At 32.0% G+C, this 17,570-nt stretch carries 14 protein-coding genes, 3 pseudogenes and 1 riboswitch; of the genes and pseudogenes, 14 read left to right on the top strand and 3 right to left on the bottom strand.

All coding sequences use genetic code 11. The features are described from left to right. Positions 1-67 precede the first annotated feature (67 nt). The 7 genes and pseudogenes from DYE57_RS08635 (at position 68) to fabI (ending at position 6,820) form a co-directional block, all read left to right on the top strand. Complete coding sequence (locus DYE57_RS08635) at positions 68-415, top strand: UPF0738 family protein (RefSeq protein ID WP_115313684.1); 348 nt, start codon at positions 68-70, stop codon at positions 413-415. Positions 416-431: 16 nt separating this feature from the next. Continuing rightward, on the top strand, positions 432-1,067 hold the full coding sequence (gene yjbM, locus DYE57_RS08630) for a GTP diphosphokinase (protein WP_115313683.1): 636 nt from the start codon (positions 432-434) through the stop codon (positions 1,065-1,067). A 13-nt stretch (positions 1,068-1,080) separates the two neighbouring features. Further along, positions 1,081-1,890, top strand: a complete 810-nt coding sequence (locus DYE57_RS08625; RefSeq protein ID WP_115313682.1) for an NAD kinase — start codon at positions 1,081-1,083, stop codon at positions 1,888-1,890. Next, positions 1,887-2,741 (top strand): RluA family pseudouridine synthase, encoded by an 855-nt coding sequence (locus DYE57_RS08620; protein ID WP_115313681.1) that lies wholly within the window; start codon positions 1,887-1,889, stop codon positions 2,739-2,741. The genes DYE57_RS08625 and DYE57_RS08620 overlap by 4 nt, the downstream gene beginning before the upstream one ends. Before the next feature lie 25 nt (positions 2,742-2,766). Beyond that, positions 2,767-4,152: a magnesium transporter gene (gene mgtE, locus DYE57_RS08615; protein ID WP_115313680.1), complete on the top strand. Its 1,386-nt coding sequence runs from the start codon at positions 2,767-2,769 to the stop codon at positions 4,150-4,152. Between the two features lie 18 nt (positions 4,153-4,170). Beyond that, a pseudogene (locus tag DYE57_RS08610) lies at positions 4,171-5,843 on the top strand (cation:proton antiporter domain-containing protein). A 206-nt stretch (positions 5,844-6,049) separates the two neighbouring features. Then, positions 6,050-6,820, top strand: coding sequence for an enoyl-ACP reductase FabI (gene fabI, locus DYE57_RS08605; RefSeq protein ID WP_115313679.1), 771 nt, complete (start codon positions 6,050-6,052; stop codon positions 6,818-6,820). A gap of 113 nt (positions 6,821-6,933) precedes the next feature. On the opposite strand, the gene cozEa is transcribed toward fabI, so the two are convergent. Further along, a complete protein-coding gene (gene cozEa, locus DYE57_RS08600; RefSeq protein ID WP_115313678.1) occupies positions 6,934-8,019 on the bottom strand; it encodes a lipoteichoic acid biosynthesis protein CozEa in 1,086 nt (361 codons plus the stop codon). Positions 8,020-8,259: 240 nt separating this feature from the next. On the opposite strand from cozEa, the pseudogene DYE57_RS08595 reads away from it, so the two are divergent. Together DYE57_RS08595 and DYE57_RS08590 are read left to right on the top strand one after the other, a co-directional pair. Next, positions 8,260-8,983: pseudogene (locus tag DYE57_RS08595) on the top strand (esterase family protein). A 172-nt stretch (positions 8,984-9,155) separates the two neighbouring features. After that, positions 9,156-9,665: a YjcG family protein gene (locus DYE57_RS08590; protein ID WP_115313677.1), complete on the top strand. Its 510-nt coding sequence runs from the start codon at positions 9,156-9,158 to the stop codon at positions 9,663-9,665. An 80-nt stretch (positions 9,666-9,745) separates the two neighbouring features. Here DYE57_RS08590 and ltaA read toward each other — a convergent pair whose 3' ends face one another. Beyond that, the gene (gene ltaA, locus DYE57_RS08585; RefSeq protein ID WP_115313676.1) at positions 9,746-10,939 is read right to left on the bottom strand and encodes a lipoteichoic acid biosynthesis MFS flippase LtaA; all 1,194 of its coding nucleotides are present in this window, start codon (positions 10,937-10,939) and stop codon (positions 9,746-9,748) included. Next, a complete protein-coding gene (locus tag DYE57_RS08580; protein ID WP_115313675.1) occupies positions 10,917-12,092 on the bottom strand; it encodes a diglucosyl diacylglycerol synthase in 1,176 nt (391 codons plus the stop codon). The genes ltaA and DYE57_RS08580 overlap by 23 nt, the downstream gene beginning before the upstream one ends. Before the next feature lie 538 nt (positions 12,093-12,630). Between DYE57_RS08580 and DYE57_RS08575 the strand changes: the two genes are divergently transcribed. From DYE57_RS08575 to DYE57_RS12880, 5 genes and pseudogenes are all read left to right on the top strand, one after another. After that, positions 12,631-14,115, top strand: coding sequence for a UDP-N-acetylmuramoyl-L-alanyl-D-glutamate--L-lysine ligase (locus DYE57_RS08575; protein ID WP_115313674.1), 1,485 nt, complete (start codon positions 12,631-12,633; stop codon positions 14,113-14,115). Beyond that, positions 14,105-14,344, top strand: coding sequence for a YueH family protein (locus DYE57_RS08570; protein ID WP_115313673.1), 240 nt, complete (start codon positions 14,105-14,107; stop codon positions 14,342-14,344). Before DYE57_RS08575 ends, DYE57_RS08570 begins: the two co-directional genes overlap by 11 nt. Before the next feature lie 14 nt (positions 14,345-14,358). Continuing rightward, positions 14,359-15,921: a peptide chain release factor 3 gene (locus DYE57_RS08565; protein WP_115313672.1), complete on the top strand. Its 1,563-nt coding sequence runs from the start codon at positions 14,359-14,361 to the stop codon at positions 15,919-15,921. Positions 15,922-16,044: 123 nt separating this feature from the next. Further along, positions 16,045-16,154, top strand: a riboswitch (yybP-ykoY riboswitch). Between the two features lie 68 nt (positions 16,155-16,222). Next, positions 16,223-17,023 carry a TerC family protein gene (locus DYE57_RS08560; RefSeq protein ID WP_115313671.1) on the top strand — a complete coding sequence of 267 codons (801 nt, stop codon included), beginning with the start codon at positions 16,223-16,225 and terminating at the stop codon, positions 17,021-17,023. 204 nt (positions 17,024-17,227) lie between these two features. Beyond that, a pseudogene (locus DYE57_RS12880) lies at positions 17,228-17,446 on the top strand (serine protease); the annotation flags it as partial. Positions 17,447-17,570 lie beyond the last annotated feature (124 nt).

The following is a 17,570-nucleotide window of genomic DNA, read 5'->3' as shown; positions in this document are numbered from 1 at the left end:
TAAATTGTGGCGTGTTTTGAAAGGTTATATTATGTTAAAATAATATGGAATAAGGAGGAAGACAAGCATGCGTATTTACATAAATGAAATGAAACTAAAAGACGATGGCATTTATTGCTTCTCAGATGAATCGACAGAGGGACTAGAGGAAGTAGGACAAATGCTTGTTGATAGTGATAATTACGGTTTTGCATATCTTTTAGACAATGGACAATCATATTCATATTTAATTTTTGTACAGGAAACGTGGTCGATGTTACATGAAAATCGAGATAAAAAAGTGATTATTAATAATCATTTAGAATTAGAGCATTTCCAAGAAGAATTAGATTACGTGTTAGATAATATAGAAGGAAATAATAACTATGGTAAGGAGTTTGTTTCAGCTGTTGAAAAAAATTTCGAACTAGAATGAAGCGGAGTGAAACAAAATGAACCAGTGGGATCAATTTTTAACACCTTATAAACAAGCAGTAGATGAGTTAAAGGTTAAACTCAAAGGTCTAAGAAAACAGTATGAAATAGGTGAAAATACATCACCCATCGAATTTGTAACCGGGAGAGTAAAGCCTATTTCAAGTATTATTGATAAAGCGAATAAAAGGGGTATACCTTTTGACCGTTTACATGAAGAAATGTATGACGTCGCTGGGCTAAGAATCATGTGTCAGTTTGTAGATGACATTGACATTGTTGTTGATATTTTGAAACAACGAAGAGATTTTAAAGTTGTCGAAGAGAGAGATTATATTCGCAATACTAAAGAAAGTGGCTATCGTTCTTATCACGTTATTATAAAATATCCCATCGAAACGTTAAATGGACAAAAGCATATTTTAGCTGAGATTCAAATTAGAACATTAGCAATGAACTTTTGGGCTACGATTGAACACACGCTTCGTTATAAATATGATGGTGACTATCCAGATGAAATACAACATCGTTTAGAAAGAGCGGCTGAAGCAGCATATTTACTAGATGAAGAAATGTCTGAAATCAAAGATGAAATTCAAGAAGCACAAAAGTATTACACGCAAAAACGTGCTAAAAAGCATGAAAATGACTAATGAGGTGTAAATGATGCGTTATACAATCCTTACAAAAGGTGATTCAAAGTCGCACGCTTTAAAACATAAAATGATTAATCATATGAAAGACTTTCAGATGGTGGAAGACAATGAAAATCCTGAAATTGTCATTTCTGTAGGTGGAGATGGGACATTATTACAAGCTTTTCATCAATATAGTCATATGTTATCCAAAGTTGCGTTTGTCGGAATACACACTGGGCATCTTGGTTTCTACGCTGATTGGTTACCACATGAGGTTGAAAAGTTAATTATCGAAATTAATAATTCAGAATTTCAAGTCATTGAATATCCGTTACTTGAATTAATAGTGAGGAATAATGATAACGGTTATGAAACAAGGTATTTAGCTTTGAATGAAGCTACAATGAAAACTGAAAATGGTTCGACATTAGTTGTGGACGTAAACATACGAGGCAAACATTTTGAACGGTTTAGAGGAGATGGACTATGCATTTCTACACCATCAGGTTCAACTGCATATAATAAAGCTCTAGGTGGTGCACTGATTCATCCTTCACTAGAAGCAATGCAAATAGCTGAGATTGCTTCAATTAACAACAGAGTGTTTAGAACTGTAGGGTCCCCTTTAGTATTACCAAAGCACCATACTTGTCTAATTACACCAGTCAATCATGATACGATTAGAACGACAATTGACCATGTAAGTATTAAACATAAAAATGTAAATGCCATTCAATTTAGAGTCGCAGATGAAAAAGTTCGCTTTGCTAGATTTCGTCCTTTCCCATTTTGGAAAAGGGTACATGACTCGTTTATTTCTAGTGATGATGAAAGATGATGTTGTTATACGAAATCAAGACTGTTGAAACAGTGAAATCATTTTTGCAAAGTCAAAATTACTCTAAAAGGACTATTAGCGCCATTAAACTTAATGGCGCTTTAATTGTAAATGATAAACCAGTTACTGTTAGGAAAGAATTAGTAAAAGACGATGTTTTGCAAGTTCACTTTCCACCAGAAACACCAAGTAAAAATTTAATTCCCTATTATATGACATTAGATGTTATTTATGAAGATGATTATATTCTTGTAGTAAATAAATTACAAAATCAAAATTGTGCACCTTCAAGAGAACATCCTCATGAAAGTTTGGTAGAACAAGTATTAGCATACCTAATAAATAAAGGGGAACAAACAAATCCTCATCTTGTGACAAGATTAGATCGTAATACAATGGGATTAGTTGTATTTGCGAAAATAGGACATGTTCATCATTTGTTTTCAAAGGTCCGATTTGAAAAAGAGTATACTTGCTTAGTTTATGGTTGTACAGAAACTTCAAATATTATTGAGGCGCCTATTGCTAGAACGAATGATAGTATTATAACAAGGCATGTTTCAAAAGAAGGCAAATATGCTAAAACAAGCTATGAAACGTTAAAACAAAATAACATAGCTAGCTTGTGTAAAGTTAAATTACATACTGGGCGTACTCATCAAATTCGCGTACATTTTAAACATATAGGTCATCCACTTGTAGGTGATGATTTATATGGAGGGGGACATAAGGAGATTAAAGGACAAGCATTACAGTGTAATTTAATAAAATTTGTTCATCCAATTTATAACTACGAGATACTAATAAGTATTGATTACAAACAATTAATAAAAATATTCAATATGCTATAATAAACATGCTTTGGAGGTGTGAACATTGGCTAACGACACTGAGATAAAAGAAAACGTGCGTGAAGATGTTTATGAAAAAGAGTTATTTGATCAATTATTAGATGATAATGGTATTAATCAATTTAGAGATGAGTTCTTGACCTTACATAACTACGAACAAAGTGAATACTTTGAGGATACTACCGATGAAAATAGACAAAAAATATTTGAGTTTTTATCTCCAAAAGAAGTAGCGAATTTCTTTGATCAATTAGATTTTGATGACGATGACTATGAAAGTTTATTTGATAAGATGGATGCGAATTATGCAAGCCATGTTTTAGAAGAAATGTCTTATGATAATTCAGTAGATATTTTAAATGAGTTATCGAAACCTAAGGTTGCAAGCTTACTAACTTTAATGGATAAAGATGAAGCTAATGAAATTAAGGCTTTATTACATTATGAAGAAGATACTGCCGGTGGTATTATGACTACCGAGTATATTTCTCTCAAGGCAACAACGCCAGTTAAAGAGGCGCTCATGCACGTTAAAGAACAAGCACCTGATGCCGAAACAATTTACGTTATTTTTGCGGTTAATGAAGCTGATCAGCTAGTCGGAGTACTCTCTTTGAGAGATTTAATTGTAGCTGAAAATGATTCATATATAGAAGATATTATGGGCGAACGTGTAATTAGCGCTAATGTTGGTGATGACCAAGAAGATGTAGCTCAATTAATGAGAGACTACGACTTCATTGCAATTCCTGTTGTAGATTATCAGAATCATCTTTTAGGTATTATTACAATTGATGATATTTTAGATGTTATGGATGAAGAGGCAAGTGAAGACTACTCTCGTTTAGCCGGTGTGTCTGATATTGACTCAACAGGTGATTCGGTTGTGAAAACAGCAAGTAAAAGATTACCCTGGCTAATTGTTTTGACATTTTTAGGAATGATTACGGCTACAATATTAGGAAGCTTTGAAAATACTTTATCGCAAGTGGCACTATTGGCTGCCTTTATACCTATCATTAGTGGAATGTCAGGAAATTCAGGAACACAATCATTAGCCGTTTCTGTTCGTAATATTTCTACAGGTGAAATCAATGAACAGAGTAAATTTAAAATTGCGTTAAGAGAGGCGGGAAGTGGCTTTTTATCTGGTCTCGTTTGTGCAACTGTTCTTTTCTTTATCATATTAATTATTTACAGAACGCCACTATTAGCGTTAATAGTAGGTGGAAGTCTGACTTGTGCCATGACCGTAGGTACATTAGTGGGCTCTATGATTCCACTTGTAATGAACAAATTTAAAATTGACCCAGCTGTTGCTAGTGGTCCGTTTATTACAACAATTAACGACATAGTAAGTATGTTAATCTATTTTGGTTTAGCGACTTCATTTATGTCTTATTTAACTTAAGGAGGTTTATCTTTAGTAATTGTAGTAGTAGCTGCATTTTTAACTCCAATTATCGTTAATAGGCTAAATATTGATTTTCTTCCGGTCGTCGTAGCATAAATCTTGATGGGGATTATTATAGGTCATTCTTTCTTGAATTTAGTCGAGAAAGATTCTTTTCTTAATATTCATTCTATCTACTCTAGGATTTATCTTTTTAATGTTCTTAAGTGGTTTAGAAATTGATTTTAAAGCATTCAAAAAAGATTTACGTCCAAGACAAGGTGAAAATAAGCAAGACAATCATTTGCCAGGGCATTTAAATTTAGCACTAACAGTATTTGGTTTAATTATGATTATTTCAATTGTGTTAGCATTTGGCTTTAAATGGTTAGGCTTAGTAGATGATGTTTTATTAATGGTTATTATTATTTCTACCATTTCTTTAGGGGTTGTTGTACCAACACTTAAAGAAATGAATATTATGCGTACAAAGATAGGTCAATTCATTTTGTTGGTAGCTGTCTTAGCAGATTTATTTACCATGATTCTATTAACCATATATGGTGCAATCAATGGACATGGTGGAAGCACGATTTGGTTGACTGGTATATTAATAGTGTTTACTGTTATTTTCTATTCTTGCTGGTCTAGTAGTTTCTCTTCTTAACCCTGATGAAGAGATGGTTGAGAAGCTAGATTCATTTGGATACGGCTTTTTCATACCAATATTTTTTATAATGGTTGGTGTTGACTTAAATATACCTTCCTTGATAAAGGAGCCATCAATTTTAATCATTATACCAGTTCTTATCTTTTCATTTATCATTTCAAAATTAATTCCAGTTCTTTATATCAGACGCTGGTTTGACACTAGAACAACGATTGCGTCAGCATTTTTACTTACATCAACTTTATCTCTTGTCATTGCTGTAGCTAAGATTGCAGAGCAATTGAAGACAATCACATCTGAGACATCTGGTATTTTAATTTTAAGTGCTGTCATAACGTGTGTGTTTGTACCAATTATTTTTAAGAAAATATTCCCAGTTCCTAATGAAGTGAACCGACGAATTGAGGTTAGTTTAATTGGTAAGAATCAGCTAACGATTCCTATTGCACAGAATTTAACATCATACGACATATCTTTATATTATCGAAAGGATTTAAGTGATAGCAGAAAGCTATCAGATGATATTACGATGGTAGAAATTGCTGATTATGAGGAAACCATTTTAGAACGTTTAGGACTTTTTGAAAAAGACATTGTCGTGTGTTCAACGAATGATGATGAAATTAATAGAAGTGTAGCTTTAATGGCTAAGAGTCGTGGTGTTGAGCGTGTGATATGTAGGTTAGAAAGTACTAACGATGATATAGAAATGAAACATCAAGGCATTGAAATATTTAGCAACTATTTAAGTAATAAAATTTTATTAAAGGGATTAATTGAATCGCCTAACATGTTGAATCTATTGAGTAATGTTGAAACTTCATTATATGAAATTCAAATGCTTAATTATCAATATGAAAATATTCAATTACGTAATTTCCCATTTGATGGAGATATTATATTTGTACGTATTGTACGAAACAATGATTCGATTGTACCACATGGTGATACACAAATGCGTTATAAAGATCGGCTTATTGTCACAGGCTCTAAGGAATATGTTGATGAGCTGAAACAAGATTTAGAATTTTATTACTAAATCATTTAATTGAACAATAAAGAACTGGCATATGTATTTCATGTGCCAGTTTTTAAATAATAAAAAATCATATGATTACACAAGTTTTAAAACACTTTCTTATCAGGTATTAAAAGTGTTAAACTAGGTATGGTAAAAAATAGGTTATTAAACATATATATAACCATAAATAGTGTAAATCAATTCATTATTAAGGAGTTACTACAATGTTAAATCTCGAAAATAAAACATATGTCATTATGGGTATTGCGAATAAACGTAGTATTGCTTTTGGTGTAGCAAAGGTATTAGATAAATTAGGATCGAAACTTGTCTTTACATATCGTAAAGAGCGTAGTCGCAAAAAATTAGAAAGATTATTAGAACAATTAAATCAATCAGAACATTACTTATACGAAATTGACGTGCAAAGTGATGACGCTATCATTAATGGTTTTGCTCAAATTGGTAAAGATGTAGGTAAAATTGACGGTGTGTACCATTCAATCGCGTTTGCTAATATGGAAGACTTAAGAGGGCGTTTCTCTGAAACATCTCGCGATGGTTTCATACTTGCACAAGATATTAGTTCTTATTCACTCACATTAGTAGCACACGAAGCTAAAAAGCTTATGCCTGAAGGAGGCAGCATTGTAGCTACTACTTATTTAGGTGGTGAATTTGCAGTTCAAAACTATAATGTTATGGGTGTAGCTAAAGCAAGTTTAGAAGCCAATGTTAAATATTTAGCATTAGATTTAGGCGAAGATAACATTCGTGTTAATGCAATTTCTGCTGGTCCTATTCGTACTTTAAGTGCAAAAGGTGTGGGTGGTTTTAATACAATTCTTAAAGAAATTGAACAACGTGCACCATTAAAACGTAATGTAGATCAAGAAGAAGTGGGTAAAACTGCTGCATATTTATTAAGTGATTTATCAAGTGGTGTAACCGGTGAAAACATCCACGTTGATAGTGGGTTCCATGCAATTAAATAATTAGTTCTGTAGTTTAAAAGGCAGTTGGGCGATGTCAATGTCGTCCAATTGCTTTAATTTTTTATAAAAAACATCACTCACATCATTTGAAGCGAGTGATGTTAAAACAGTTATTAATCTTTGACGTTACTATTTGCTTTATCGATAATTCGTTGACGGTATTTAAAAATATTGCTAACTAATGTTTTTAATACGGCATATAAAGGCACAGCAATTAAAATTAAAGTAAATCCGCCAAGATCACCAGCTGCCAGTATGACAACAATAATAGTTAATGGATGAATACTTAAGGATTTCCCCATCACATTTGGCGTGATAACATTACCTTCGAGTTGTTGTGCGATTAATGTAACGACACAAACCCATATAAATGTTGAAGGATCGTCGATAATGCCTAATATTGCTGCAGGTGTAAATGATAACCAAGGCCCTAAGAAAGGAATTAGATTGGCAACTCCGGCGAATAAAACTAATAATGGCGTATATGGTAATCCTATGATTGAGTAACCAATATATAAAATAATGCCTAATATGACACTGACAGTCACTTGCCCTTGTATATAAGATTTTAAAGTGAAGTTTAAGTCTTTTAGTAAATCTACAACAAATACTTTACGTTCACCTTTGAAAAATTTACCTATTGCTGGAATGAATTTTTCATGATCTTTTAGCATATAAATTAAGAAGAAAGGCACCATAATTAATAAGAAAACTGTTGAAATAAATGAAGTAATATAAGTAACAGAATTCGATAAAATGGATGTAGCACCATCGCCAACAGATTTAACAGCTTTATTAATGCGATGAGTAACATCATCAGGTAATTTATCCATTTGCTTTAAAGAGAAGTTGATCAGTTGTTCAGCTTCCTTTTGTAACGCTGGTGTCTGTTTAATTAAATTATTAATATTCGATATGATAATTGGTGCGATGAATGATACTACAATCGCTATAATTGCTATTAATCCAATAAATATAGTAGTAATACTTGCCCAACGTGAGAATCCCCATTTTTCTAAAATATTTTGAAATGGTAAACATATGTAAAATAGAAAACTACTAATTAAGAATGGAAGAAATACTGAACCAATAATTGTAGCTATCGGCGCAAATACTTCATGCACTTCCATAAAGAGTTTGATGAGTATGAACAGCATAATAAAAAATATTCCTGTTCTAAACCACACCTTATTGAACATAAACCGTTATCCTCCTATAATATTCTTTTCTTTATTCTCAATAAGTATATCTCAAAACCAAGTCTTAAAAAAGAAAAAATGTCTCTAAAGTACGATTATCCACCACTTGATGGGGGCCTTAAACATCAAAATTTTACTCTATAAAAATATTAATTAATCTTATGAAGCTGCATATTTTATATAATTTAAAATAAAGCAGAGTCTTGATACAATAATATTACTAAGAGGGGGCATACAGATATGACAGAATTTAATGTAGGAAAAATAAATAAAACAATGATTCATAGTGATATATTAAATAGAGATGTAACAATTTCCATTTATTTGCCTGAAGATTATACTGAATTATTTAAGTACCAAATTATATTTTGTTTCGATGGATTGGATTTTTTAAGATTTGGAAGAATTCAGCGCACTTATGAGCAATTAAGAAAAAACAATGAAATACAGCGAGCGATTATAGTAGGTTTCCACTATGAAGATATTGAAAAACGTAGAGAAGAATTTCATCCTTAAGCCGTTCACACTTAACTATTAAGGCTGTAGGGAGAGAGATTCTTCCATTTATAGATACACATTTTCCTACATATGATTACTATTAGGTGATAGTCTTGCAGGAAGCATTGCTTTGATGACTGCTTTAACATATCCAACTATATTTAGCCAAGCAGCAATTTTAAGTCCGATGTATGATAAAAATATCAAGCTTAAAATAGAAAACTGCAATAATAAGGAACAACTTACATTGTGGCATGCGATTGGTCTAGAAGAAGAGGATTTCACTTTGCCTACTAATGGACAAAGAGCCAATTTCCTTACACCTAACCGTGAACTATCTAAGCTTATAGTTAGTGAGAATATAGATTATTATAAAGAACTTGATGGTGATCATAGTTGGAAATCTTGGAACCCGTTGTTGAGTGATATATTAAAATATTTTTTAAGTGATGCGATTCAAGATTAAGATTCTCATTAAAGATGTATCAATAAGTTAATTAAATAAAAAAATGCTTATTTTTTTAAATAAAGACATTAAATACAGAATTTTCAGAAATGTAATTGTTTTCAATTTCAAAGTAACGATTTTCAAAAAATTTTGATATAATAGAAACAAGTTAAACAAAGGAGGAATTTAAATGATTTTAGGATTAGCGTTAGTTCCGTCTAAGTCATTTCAAGATGAGGTGAACGCATATCGCAAGCGTTATGACACTCATTATGCTCAAATTATCCCTCATATTACTATTAAGTCTCAATTTGAGATTGACGATAATGAATTAGAATCATTAAAAAATGATGTGAAAAATCGTATTAGTGATATTAAACCCGTGGAAGTACATGCTACGAAAGCTTCAAATTTTGCTCCAACAACAAATGTGATTTACTTTAAAGTTGCTAAAACAGAATCATTAGAAAGATTATTTGATCAATTTAATAATGACGATTTCTTTGGAATAGCTGGGCATACATTTGTACCGCATTTTACAATTGCTCAGGGTTTAACTAGTCAAGAGTTTGAAGATATTTATGGTCAGGTTAAATTAGCGGGGGTCGATCATAAAGAGACAATTGGAGAGCTTTCTCTACTTAAATATAATGATGATGAGGACAAATGGTTAGTCATTGAAACATTTAAGTTAAGCTAATCAAGATAGATGGAGTATTAGATAGTCAATTCATTTACCTAATACTAAAAATAAGACGTTCAGAGATGGTTCTGAACGTCTTATTTTTGCTGTTGTTGTTTGCCACTTATAAAGTAATATCCGTAAAATACCGCTAAGGCAAGGAAAATCATTGCAGAGAAGTAAAATGTGTTATTTAAATCATTGGTAAATTGAGTGATAAGTCCACCTACTAATGGGCCAATCATAGATCCAAATCCTTGAACACTATTAAATACACCCCAAGTTTCTTCTTGCTCATCCGGGTTAATATGGCCAGCCATAAAGGTATTCCACGCTGGAAGTAAGATTCCGTACATTAAACCAATAAACAAACCAATAATCCATACAGTATAAATGCTCGTTACCATTGATAAACCGAAAATAAGTAAAGTATATAAAATAAATCCACCAAAGATAATGCTATACATGAATCCACGACTATTATTATCAATTATTTTAGAAAGGAATAGCATAGAAAATGCACAACCAATGCCTCCTATAATAATCGCTACTGTATATTCTACAGTTGATACTTTAACTACCTTTGTTGCATATTTAGGTAGAATAGGTACTAGAGCTGCAATGGCTGCACCTTGTAATGATATCCCGGGAAATAACACAAGATGTCTCTTTGTAACGTCAACAATTTGTTTTAGTTGTTCTCTGACTGGTTTGGTATTGTAATTCGTTAACTGAATATTAACAAAATAGTAAAGACTCCAAGCTATAAGAACTACTAGTGACATCATAAATGCGAAACGAGTAGGATGTAGTTTAATTAATAAATTCATTACCACCATACCTACTAACAACCCAAGTAACCATGCAAAATAAACATAACCCATTTGTTTGCCACGGTTTCTTTCTTCAACACTAGATAACATGATAACCCATATTGGACTTACTGCAATTCCGAGCATAATTGCACTAAATATAATGACAAAAGGCGATGCTGGAAACCATATAACTAAGAACAAACTAATAAATGCGAGTAAGAAACCAGCTGTTAGAACTAGTTTTGCACCAAATTTCTTAAGTAAAAAACCGATAACAAAATTTGTTGCTGCGTCAGCTATAAAATGGATGGAAAATGCAAAAGATGTAATTGCAATAGCTATAGATGTGACAGTTGGCAAAAAGTTAATATAACTTAGTATGTACATGCCGCGAGCAAATTCCATCAAGAATAAAATAACTAACATAATAACAAAATTTTTGTTATTAGAGTAATTATTTAACGAAGAATCTTGCATATAAAGGTACCTTTCCGTATATTTCCTCAGGTTGTGATGAGTGACCAATTAAGTCTAATAAATCTCTACATATTTTTCGAGTAGAATGACCTACTTTAGATTTTCGCATCTGAATTGTCATTGATTTTAGTTTGTTTTCATGATTCGTTAAATCTGAAACAATATCAATGGCTTCATTTGGTGTGTTTGCAATTTTACCGAAACCTTTTTCTTCGAAATAATACGCATTTTCAAGTTCTTGACCGGGCGCTGGATTTAAGAAAATCATTGGTATGCAACGTGTCAATCCCTCAGAAATAGTTATTCCTCCAGGTTTCGTAATCATTAGTTGGCTTGATGCCATCCATTCGTTCATATGATTTGTGTATCCTAATATCAAAACACTTGGATTATGTTTAAATTGAGCTTTTAAAGAGCGTTTAAGTTCTTTACTTCGTCCACAAATCATTACTACTTGTGAGTGAGGACTTTTTTCTAGAATCTCATTTATCATATAGTTGAAACCTTTAGAAACACCAAATGCACCCGCAGACATGAGGATAGTGGGTTTATTAGGATCAAGATGATGCTTTGATAACCAAACCTCTTTATTAATAGGTTCCTCAAATTTATCTGCAATTGGGATACCAGTCACTTTAATATGAGACGCAGATACGCCTGCTTCAACAAAATCACGTTTAGTATCTTCGGTTGCAACATAATATCTTTGTGAATATGGAGTAATCCAGTTTTTATGCATACGATAATCCGTCATCACAGTAGCAATTGGAATATTGATATTAAATTGTTCAGTTAAAACTGACATGACTGGAGTCGGGAATGTTAATAAAATCAAATCGGGTTTCTCTTTAATGAGTAAATTGATTAATTTATTTAACCCGTAGTATTTATAAAAGCATTTATCAAGCTCATTAGGGCGACTATAATAAAACCGTTTATACATATTTCTAAAATATCTAAAGCTATTGATATACCACTTTTTACATATAGAAGTCATAATTGGGTGAGCTTCCATAAATAAATCATGTTGAATTACTGATAAATGACTTAAGTTCATTTCGTTCAATTGGTTTACAATACTTTGCGTAACTTGCATATGACCGTTACCAAAAGACCCAGTAATAATCAATATCTTTTTATTTTGAGTAACCATTTATAGCCACCCTCCATTAATTTTTAAAATTTATAATAATTGTAACGTATTTTCATACATTATAAAAGGAACAAAACGACAATCAAAAGACTTCTCAAATTAATATAAATACAGTATAAAATTCATTTATGTTTATCACTCTGTGATAAAATGATTTGAATTAAAATTTTGTATTTATGCATTATAACATAACCAAGTTCACAAATATTTTCAAAGTAATCAATTAAAGTTTCGTCTTAACTTAAAAATGTCTTTGCAATATCTTTATATTAATCTAACTCACGTCTATGGTAGCATTAATTGAAATATAATGTATTAATATTGTGAGGCTTCTAAAGAATTTTAAGTTTATTTTAACATTTCCTTAATAATAGTTGCTTTATTTTAATAAAAGAGAGGCAATGAGTATTGTTTCTTCACTTAAAATCATACTTGATTGCATCATGATATATGCATTTCATCATTGAATAATTATAAATTTATTAACGTGAATAAAACGTGTATAATAGAATTATTGTAAAAAAAGGAGCGATACATTTTGAATGCGAGTGCATTGTTCGAAAAAATAAGAGTAAAAAACGTAATAGGAACATTAGACATCCAAGTCAATGATATTACTGCTGATTCACGTACAGCAAAAGAAGGAAGTATATTCGTAGCGTCAAAAGGATATACGGTTGATAGTCACAAATTTTGTCAAGATGTAATAGAACAAGGATGCCGTATTATAGTAGTCAACAGAGAAGTGCAACTTGAAGGTGAAGTTACACAAGTAGTTGTTCCTGATACGTTACGTGTTGCAAGTTTATTGGCACATCATTTATTTGATTTTCCCAGTCATCAACTCACAATATATGGTGTTACTGGAACTAATGGTAAAACTTCCATCGCAACTATGATTCATTTAATCTATAGAAAATTAAATAAAAATAGTGCCTATTTAGGTACAAATGGCTTCCAAATTAATGAAACTAAAACAAAAGGAGCGAATACTACTCCTGAGACAGTATCACTTACTAAAAAAATCAAAGAAGCAGTTGAAAGTAATGCGGAAGCAATGACAATGGAAGTTTCTAGTCACGGTTTAGCTTTAGGCCGTTTAAGAGGTGTTGAATTTGATGTGGCGATATTTTCAAATTTAACTCAAGACCATTTAGATTTTCATGGAACAATGGAAGCTTATGGTCACGCCAAATCTCTACTATTCAGTCAATTAGGAGAAGATTTAGCTAAAGAAAAGTATATTGTTTTAAATAACGATGATGATTTTTCTAAATATTTGGCAAGTGTGACACCTTATGAAGTGTTTACATATGGTATCGAGAATGAAGCTCAATTTATGGCTAAAAATATAAATGAATCTTTACATGGCGTTGAATTTGATTTAAGTACACCATTTGGGGACTATCATGTAAAATCACCATATGTTGGGCGTTTCAATATTTCAAATATTATGGCAGCAATGATAGCAGTTTGGAGTAAAGGCGCTTCATTTGAAAATATTGTTAATGCTGTTACGACACTTGAACCTGTAGAAGGTCGTTTGGAAGTTCTTGATCCATCTTTACCTATCGATTTAATTATTGATTATGCGCACACTGCTGATGGTATGAATAAATTGATTGATGCAGTTAAACCATTTGTTAAACAGAAATTAATCTTTTTAGTCGGTATGGCTGGAGAGAGAGACATGACGAAAACACCTGAAATGGGAAAAGTTGCATGTCGTGCTGACTATGTTATTTTTACACCAGATAATCCTGCGAATGACGATCCTAAAATGTTAACTGCAGAATTAGCAAAAGGTGCTACTCACAATAATTATGTTGAGTTTGAAGACCGCGCAGAAGGTATTAAACATGCGATTGAAGCAGCTCAACCCGGAGATACTGTGGTATTAGCATCTAAAGGACGAGAACCTTATCAAATTATGCCAGGTCACGTCAAAGTACCTCATCGCGATGATTTAATTGGTTTAGAAGCAGCTTATAAAAAATTTGGCGGTGGGTCAGTTGAAGATTAAAACACTTCAATGCAATGGTATAGGTCTCAACGTTTACTTTTATAGATTTAAAAAGAAAAACTTACTTATGCTAGCGTTTGCAGAACTTTTTTGGTCTATAGAGTTATCTACAAGTATGGAAGAAAAAAACATACAAGAAGAACTAGTCATGCAATTTTTTAATTTATATACTGAAAATGAAGCTGATGCACTCGCACGCGACATTACTAAATGGATAATTACAGATTAAAAGGAGAATAATAAATGAACTTAAAGGAAGAAGTAGAGTCTAGAAAAACGTTTGCCATCATTTCTCACCCGGATGCTGGTAAAACAACCCTAACTGAAAAATTATTATATTTTAGTGGTGCGATACGAGAAGCCGGTACGGTTAAAGGTAAAAAAACTGGCAAATTTGCTACGAGTGATTGGATGAAAGTAGAGCAAGAACGTGGTATTTCAGTTACAAGTTCTGTGATGCAATTTGATTATGATGATTATAAAATTAACATCTTGGATACACCAGGACATGAAGATTTTTCTGAAGATACATATCGTACTTTAATGGCGGTAGATAGTGCAGTAATGGTTATTGATTGCGCCAAGGGTATTGAACCACAGACCTTAAAGCTATTTAAGGTTTGTAAAATGCGTGGTATTCCAATTTTTACTTTTATTAATAAACTAGACAGAGTAGGTAAAGAACCATTTGAATTATTAGATGAAATTGAAGAAACACTTAATATTGATACCTATCCAATGAATTGGCCAGTAGGAATGGGACAAAATTTCTTTGGTATTATTGATAGACACTCCAAAATGATTGAACCATTTAGAGATGAAGACAATTTATTGCATTTAAACAATGAATATGAACTAGAAGAAGATCATATAATTAAAAATGATAGTGCCTTTGAACAAGCTATTGAAGAATTAATGCTTGTTGATGAAGCGGGTGAAGACTTTGATAACGAAGCATTATTAAAAGGAGAATTAACCCCGGTCTTCTTCGGCTCAGCTTTAGCTAATTTTGGTGTGCAAAATTTCTTGAATGCTTATGTCGATCATGCACCAATGCCGAATGCAAGACAAACAAACGAAGATGTAGAGGTAAGTCCTTTTGATACAGATTTTTCAGGGTTTATTTTTAAAATTCAAGCTAATATGGATCCTAAACACCGTGACCGTATTGCATTTATGCGTGTTGTTAGTGGCGTATTCGAAAGAGGAATGGATGTGACTTTACAACGTACAAATAAAAAACAAAAAGTGACACGTTCGACTTCTTTTATGGCAGATGATAAAGAAACAGTTAATCATGCTGTTGCGGGAGATATTATTGGATTATACGATACAGGTAACTATCAAATCGGCGATACCATAGTTGGTGGTAAACAAAAATATAGTTTCCAAGATTTACCTCAGTTTACTCCTGAAATCTTTATGAAAGTGTCAGCTAAAAATGTTATGAAACAAAAGCATTTCCATAAAGGTATTGAACAATTAGTACAAGAAGGTGCAATACAATATTATAAAACGTTGCATACGAATCAAATTATCTTAGGTGCGGTGGGTCAATTACAATTTGAAGTTTTTGAGCACCGTATGAAAAATGAGTATAATGTTGATGTTGTTATGGAACCAGTTGGACGTAAGATTGCACGTTGGATTGAAAATGAATATGATATCAAAGATAACATGAACACGTCTCGTTCAATTCTAGTAAAAGATCGTTATAATAACTTTGTTTTCCTATTTGAAAATGAATTTGCAACACGCTGGTTTGAAGAAAAATTCCCTGATATCAAGTTATATAGTTTGTTATAATTTGAAGTTTAATCTATTAAATGAAGGCTATCTTTTAGACATATCAGATATGAAGGTGTATTTTTAGATTGTGTTGTTATGACATTCTATGTATACTGTTATTAACAAATGAATACCTATGACATTATCGTCAGAGGGGAGTAACTTGAGAATAGTAATGTATAATCTACTATTCAACATTTTATCGTCATTACGAAGGTAAGCCTTCCGGTAAAGTGGGCAAAGCTATTGCTAAGTGAGACCTTTGCTATAAAATAGCATAGGTCTCTTTATTTGTATTTTTTAAAAGGAGTTGTCCACTATGGATCCAAGTTTGATTTTGCCGTATCTATGGGTACTAGTAGTACTTGTGTTCTTAGAAGGTTTATTAGCGGCCGATAATGCGATTGTAATGGCTGTAATGGTCAAACATTTACCATCTAACCAGCGAAAAAAGGCATTGTTTTATGGTTTATTAGGTGCTTTTATATTTAGATTTATAGCCTTATTTTTGATTAGTATTATTGCCAATTTCTGGTGGATTCAAGTGATTGGTGCAATTTATTTAATTTATATGTCCATCAAAAATCTATGGGATTTCTTCCATAAATCCGAAGAAGAACATTATAAGGATACCGGTGATGATCATTATTACGATGAGTCAGGAATTGAGAAAGAAGTTGGAGCTAAATCTTTTTGGGGAACAGTATTTAAAGTAGAATTTGCAGATATTGCATTTGCGATTGACTCTATGCTTGCTGCATTAGCTATAGCAGTGACTTTACCTAAAGTCGGTATACATTTTGGTGGCATGGACTTAGGTCAATTTATTGTTATGTTCTTAGGTGGAATGATAGGTGTCATTCTAATGAGATTCGCTGCAAGCTGGTTTGTTGAATTACTTAATAAATACCCCGGTTTAGAAGGTGCAGCATTTGCTATTGTGGGATGGGTTGGTATTAAATTAGTTGTTATGGTAATTGCACATCCTGATATTGGAATATTACCAGAAGAGTTTCCACATGGTGTTTTATGGCAATCTATTTTCTGGGCAGTTTTAATATTATTAGTATTAATAGGATGGTTTACTTCGGTTATTAAAAACAAAAAGAAAAATAAATAATTAATTAGATTTTTTCTCCATTCATTATCTATTTGAGTGGAGATTCTTTTTGACTTTTTTAATTGAACATTGCAGTTTTATAGTGAAAATATTAAAATTTATATTATAAACTTAAGCATAACTATGAAGTAAAATAACAAAGAAATGACGTAATCAATAAAGATATAAAATTAGTTTAAAGTAACTATAGGAGTGGGTCATCAAGTGGATAAGGATAAAAAACAAGTCATACCACGTAGTCAGTATCGTCGTGAAAGACGCGAATTCTTTTATAATGAAGAACGAGAAGAACGTATAAAACAAGAACAAGAATCTAAATTAAAGCAAGCTGCAAAAGAACAAAAACAATCAAGAGTGAATGAGGAACGTGTAAAAGATAATTTACGTAAAGCTAGGATAGAAAAATTAACTCAAGATGATATACAACAACAAAATGATTTAGCTAAAGATAGACAACAAAATGACAGAGAAGATATCAAAGAAAAGTCTTTGGAAAATGATACCAATGGTTCTATAAAAAAAGACTTAGAGGATTCTATAACACCTC

The organism is Staphylococcus saccharolyticus (assembly GCF_900458815.1).
GTDB lineage: Bacteria > Bacillota > Bacilli > Staphylococcales > Staphylococcaceae > Staphylococcus > Staphylococcus saccharolyticus.
This window is presented reverse-complemented; position numbering and strand designations above follow the sequence as displayed.

Excerpts from the sequence above, each read along its gene's own strand:
- DYE57_RS08635 (WP_115313684.1), top strand. The coding sequence starts at position 68 with ATGCGTATTTACATAAATGAAATGAAACTAAAAGACGATGGCATTTAT.
- yjbM (WP_115313683.1), top strand. The coding sequence starts at position 432 with ATGAACCAGTGGGATCAATTTTTAACACCTTATAAACAAGCAGTAGAT.
- DYE57_RS08625 (WP_115313682.1), top strand. The coding sequence starts at position 1,081 with ATGCGTTATACAATCCTTACAAAAGGTGATTCAAAGTCGCACGCTTTA.
- DYE57_RS08620 (WP_115313681.1), top strand. The coding sequence starts at position 1,887 with ATGATGTTGTTATACGAAATCAAGACTGTTGAAACAGTGAAATCATTT.
- fabI (WP_115313679.1), top strand. The coding sequence starts at position 6,050 with ATGTTAAATCTCGAAAATAAAACATATGTCATTATGGGTATTGCGAAT.
- cozEa (WP_115313678.1), bottom strand. The coding sequence starts at position 8,019 with ATGTTCAATAAGGTGTGGTTTAGAACAGGAATATTTTTTATTATGCTG.
- DYE57_RS08590 (WP_115313677.1), top strand. The coding sequence starts at position 9,156 with ATGATTTTAGGATTAGCGTTAGTTCCGTCTAAGTCATTTCAAGATGAG.
- ltaA (WP_115313676.1), bottom strand. The coding sequence starts at position 10,939 with ATGCAAGATTCTTCGTTAAATAATTACTCTAATAACAAAAATTTTGTT.
- DYE57_RS08580 (WP_115313675.1), bottom strand. The coding sequence starts at position 12,092 with ATGGTTACTCAAAATAAAAAGATATTGATTATTACTGGGTCTTTTGGT.
- DYE57_RS08565 (WP_115313672.1), top strand. The coding sequence starts at position 14,359 with ATGAACTTAAAGGAAGAAGTAGAGTCTAGAAAAACGTTTGCCATCATT.
- DYE57_RS08560 (WP_115313671.1), top strand. The coding sequence starts at position 16,223 with ATGGATCCAAGTTTGATTTTGCCGTATCTATGGGTACTAGTAGTACTT.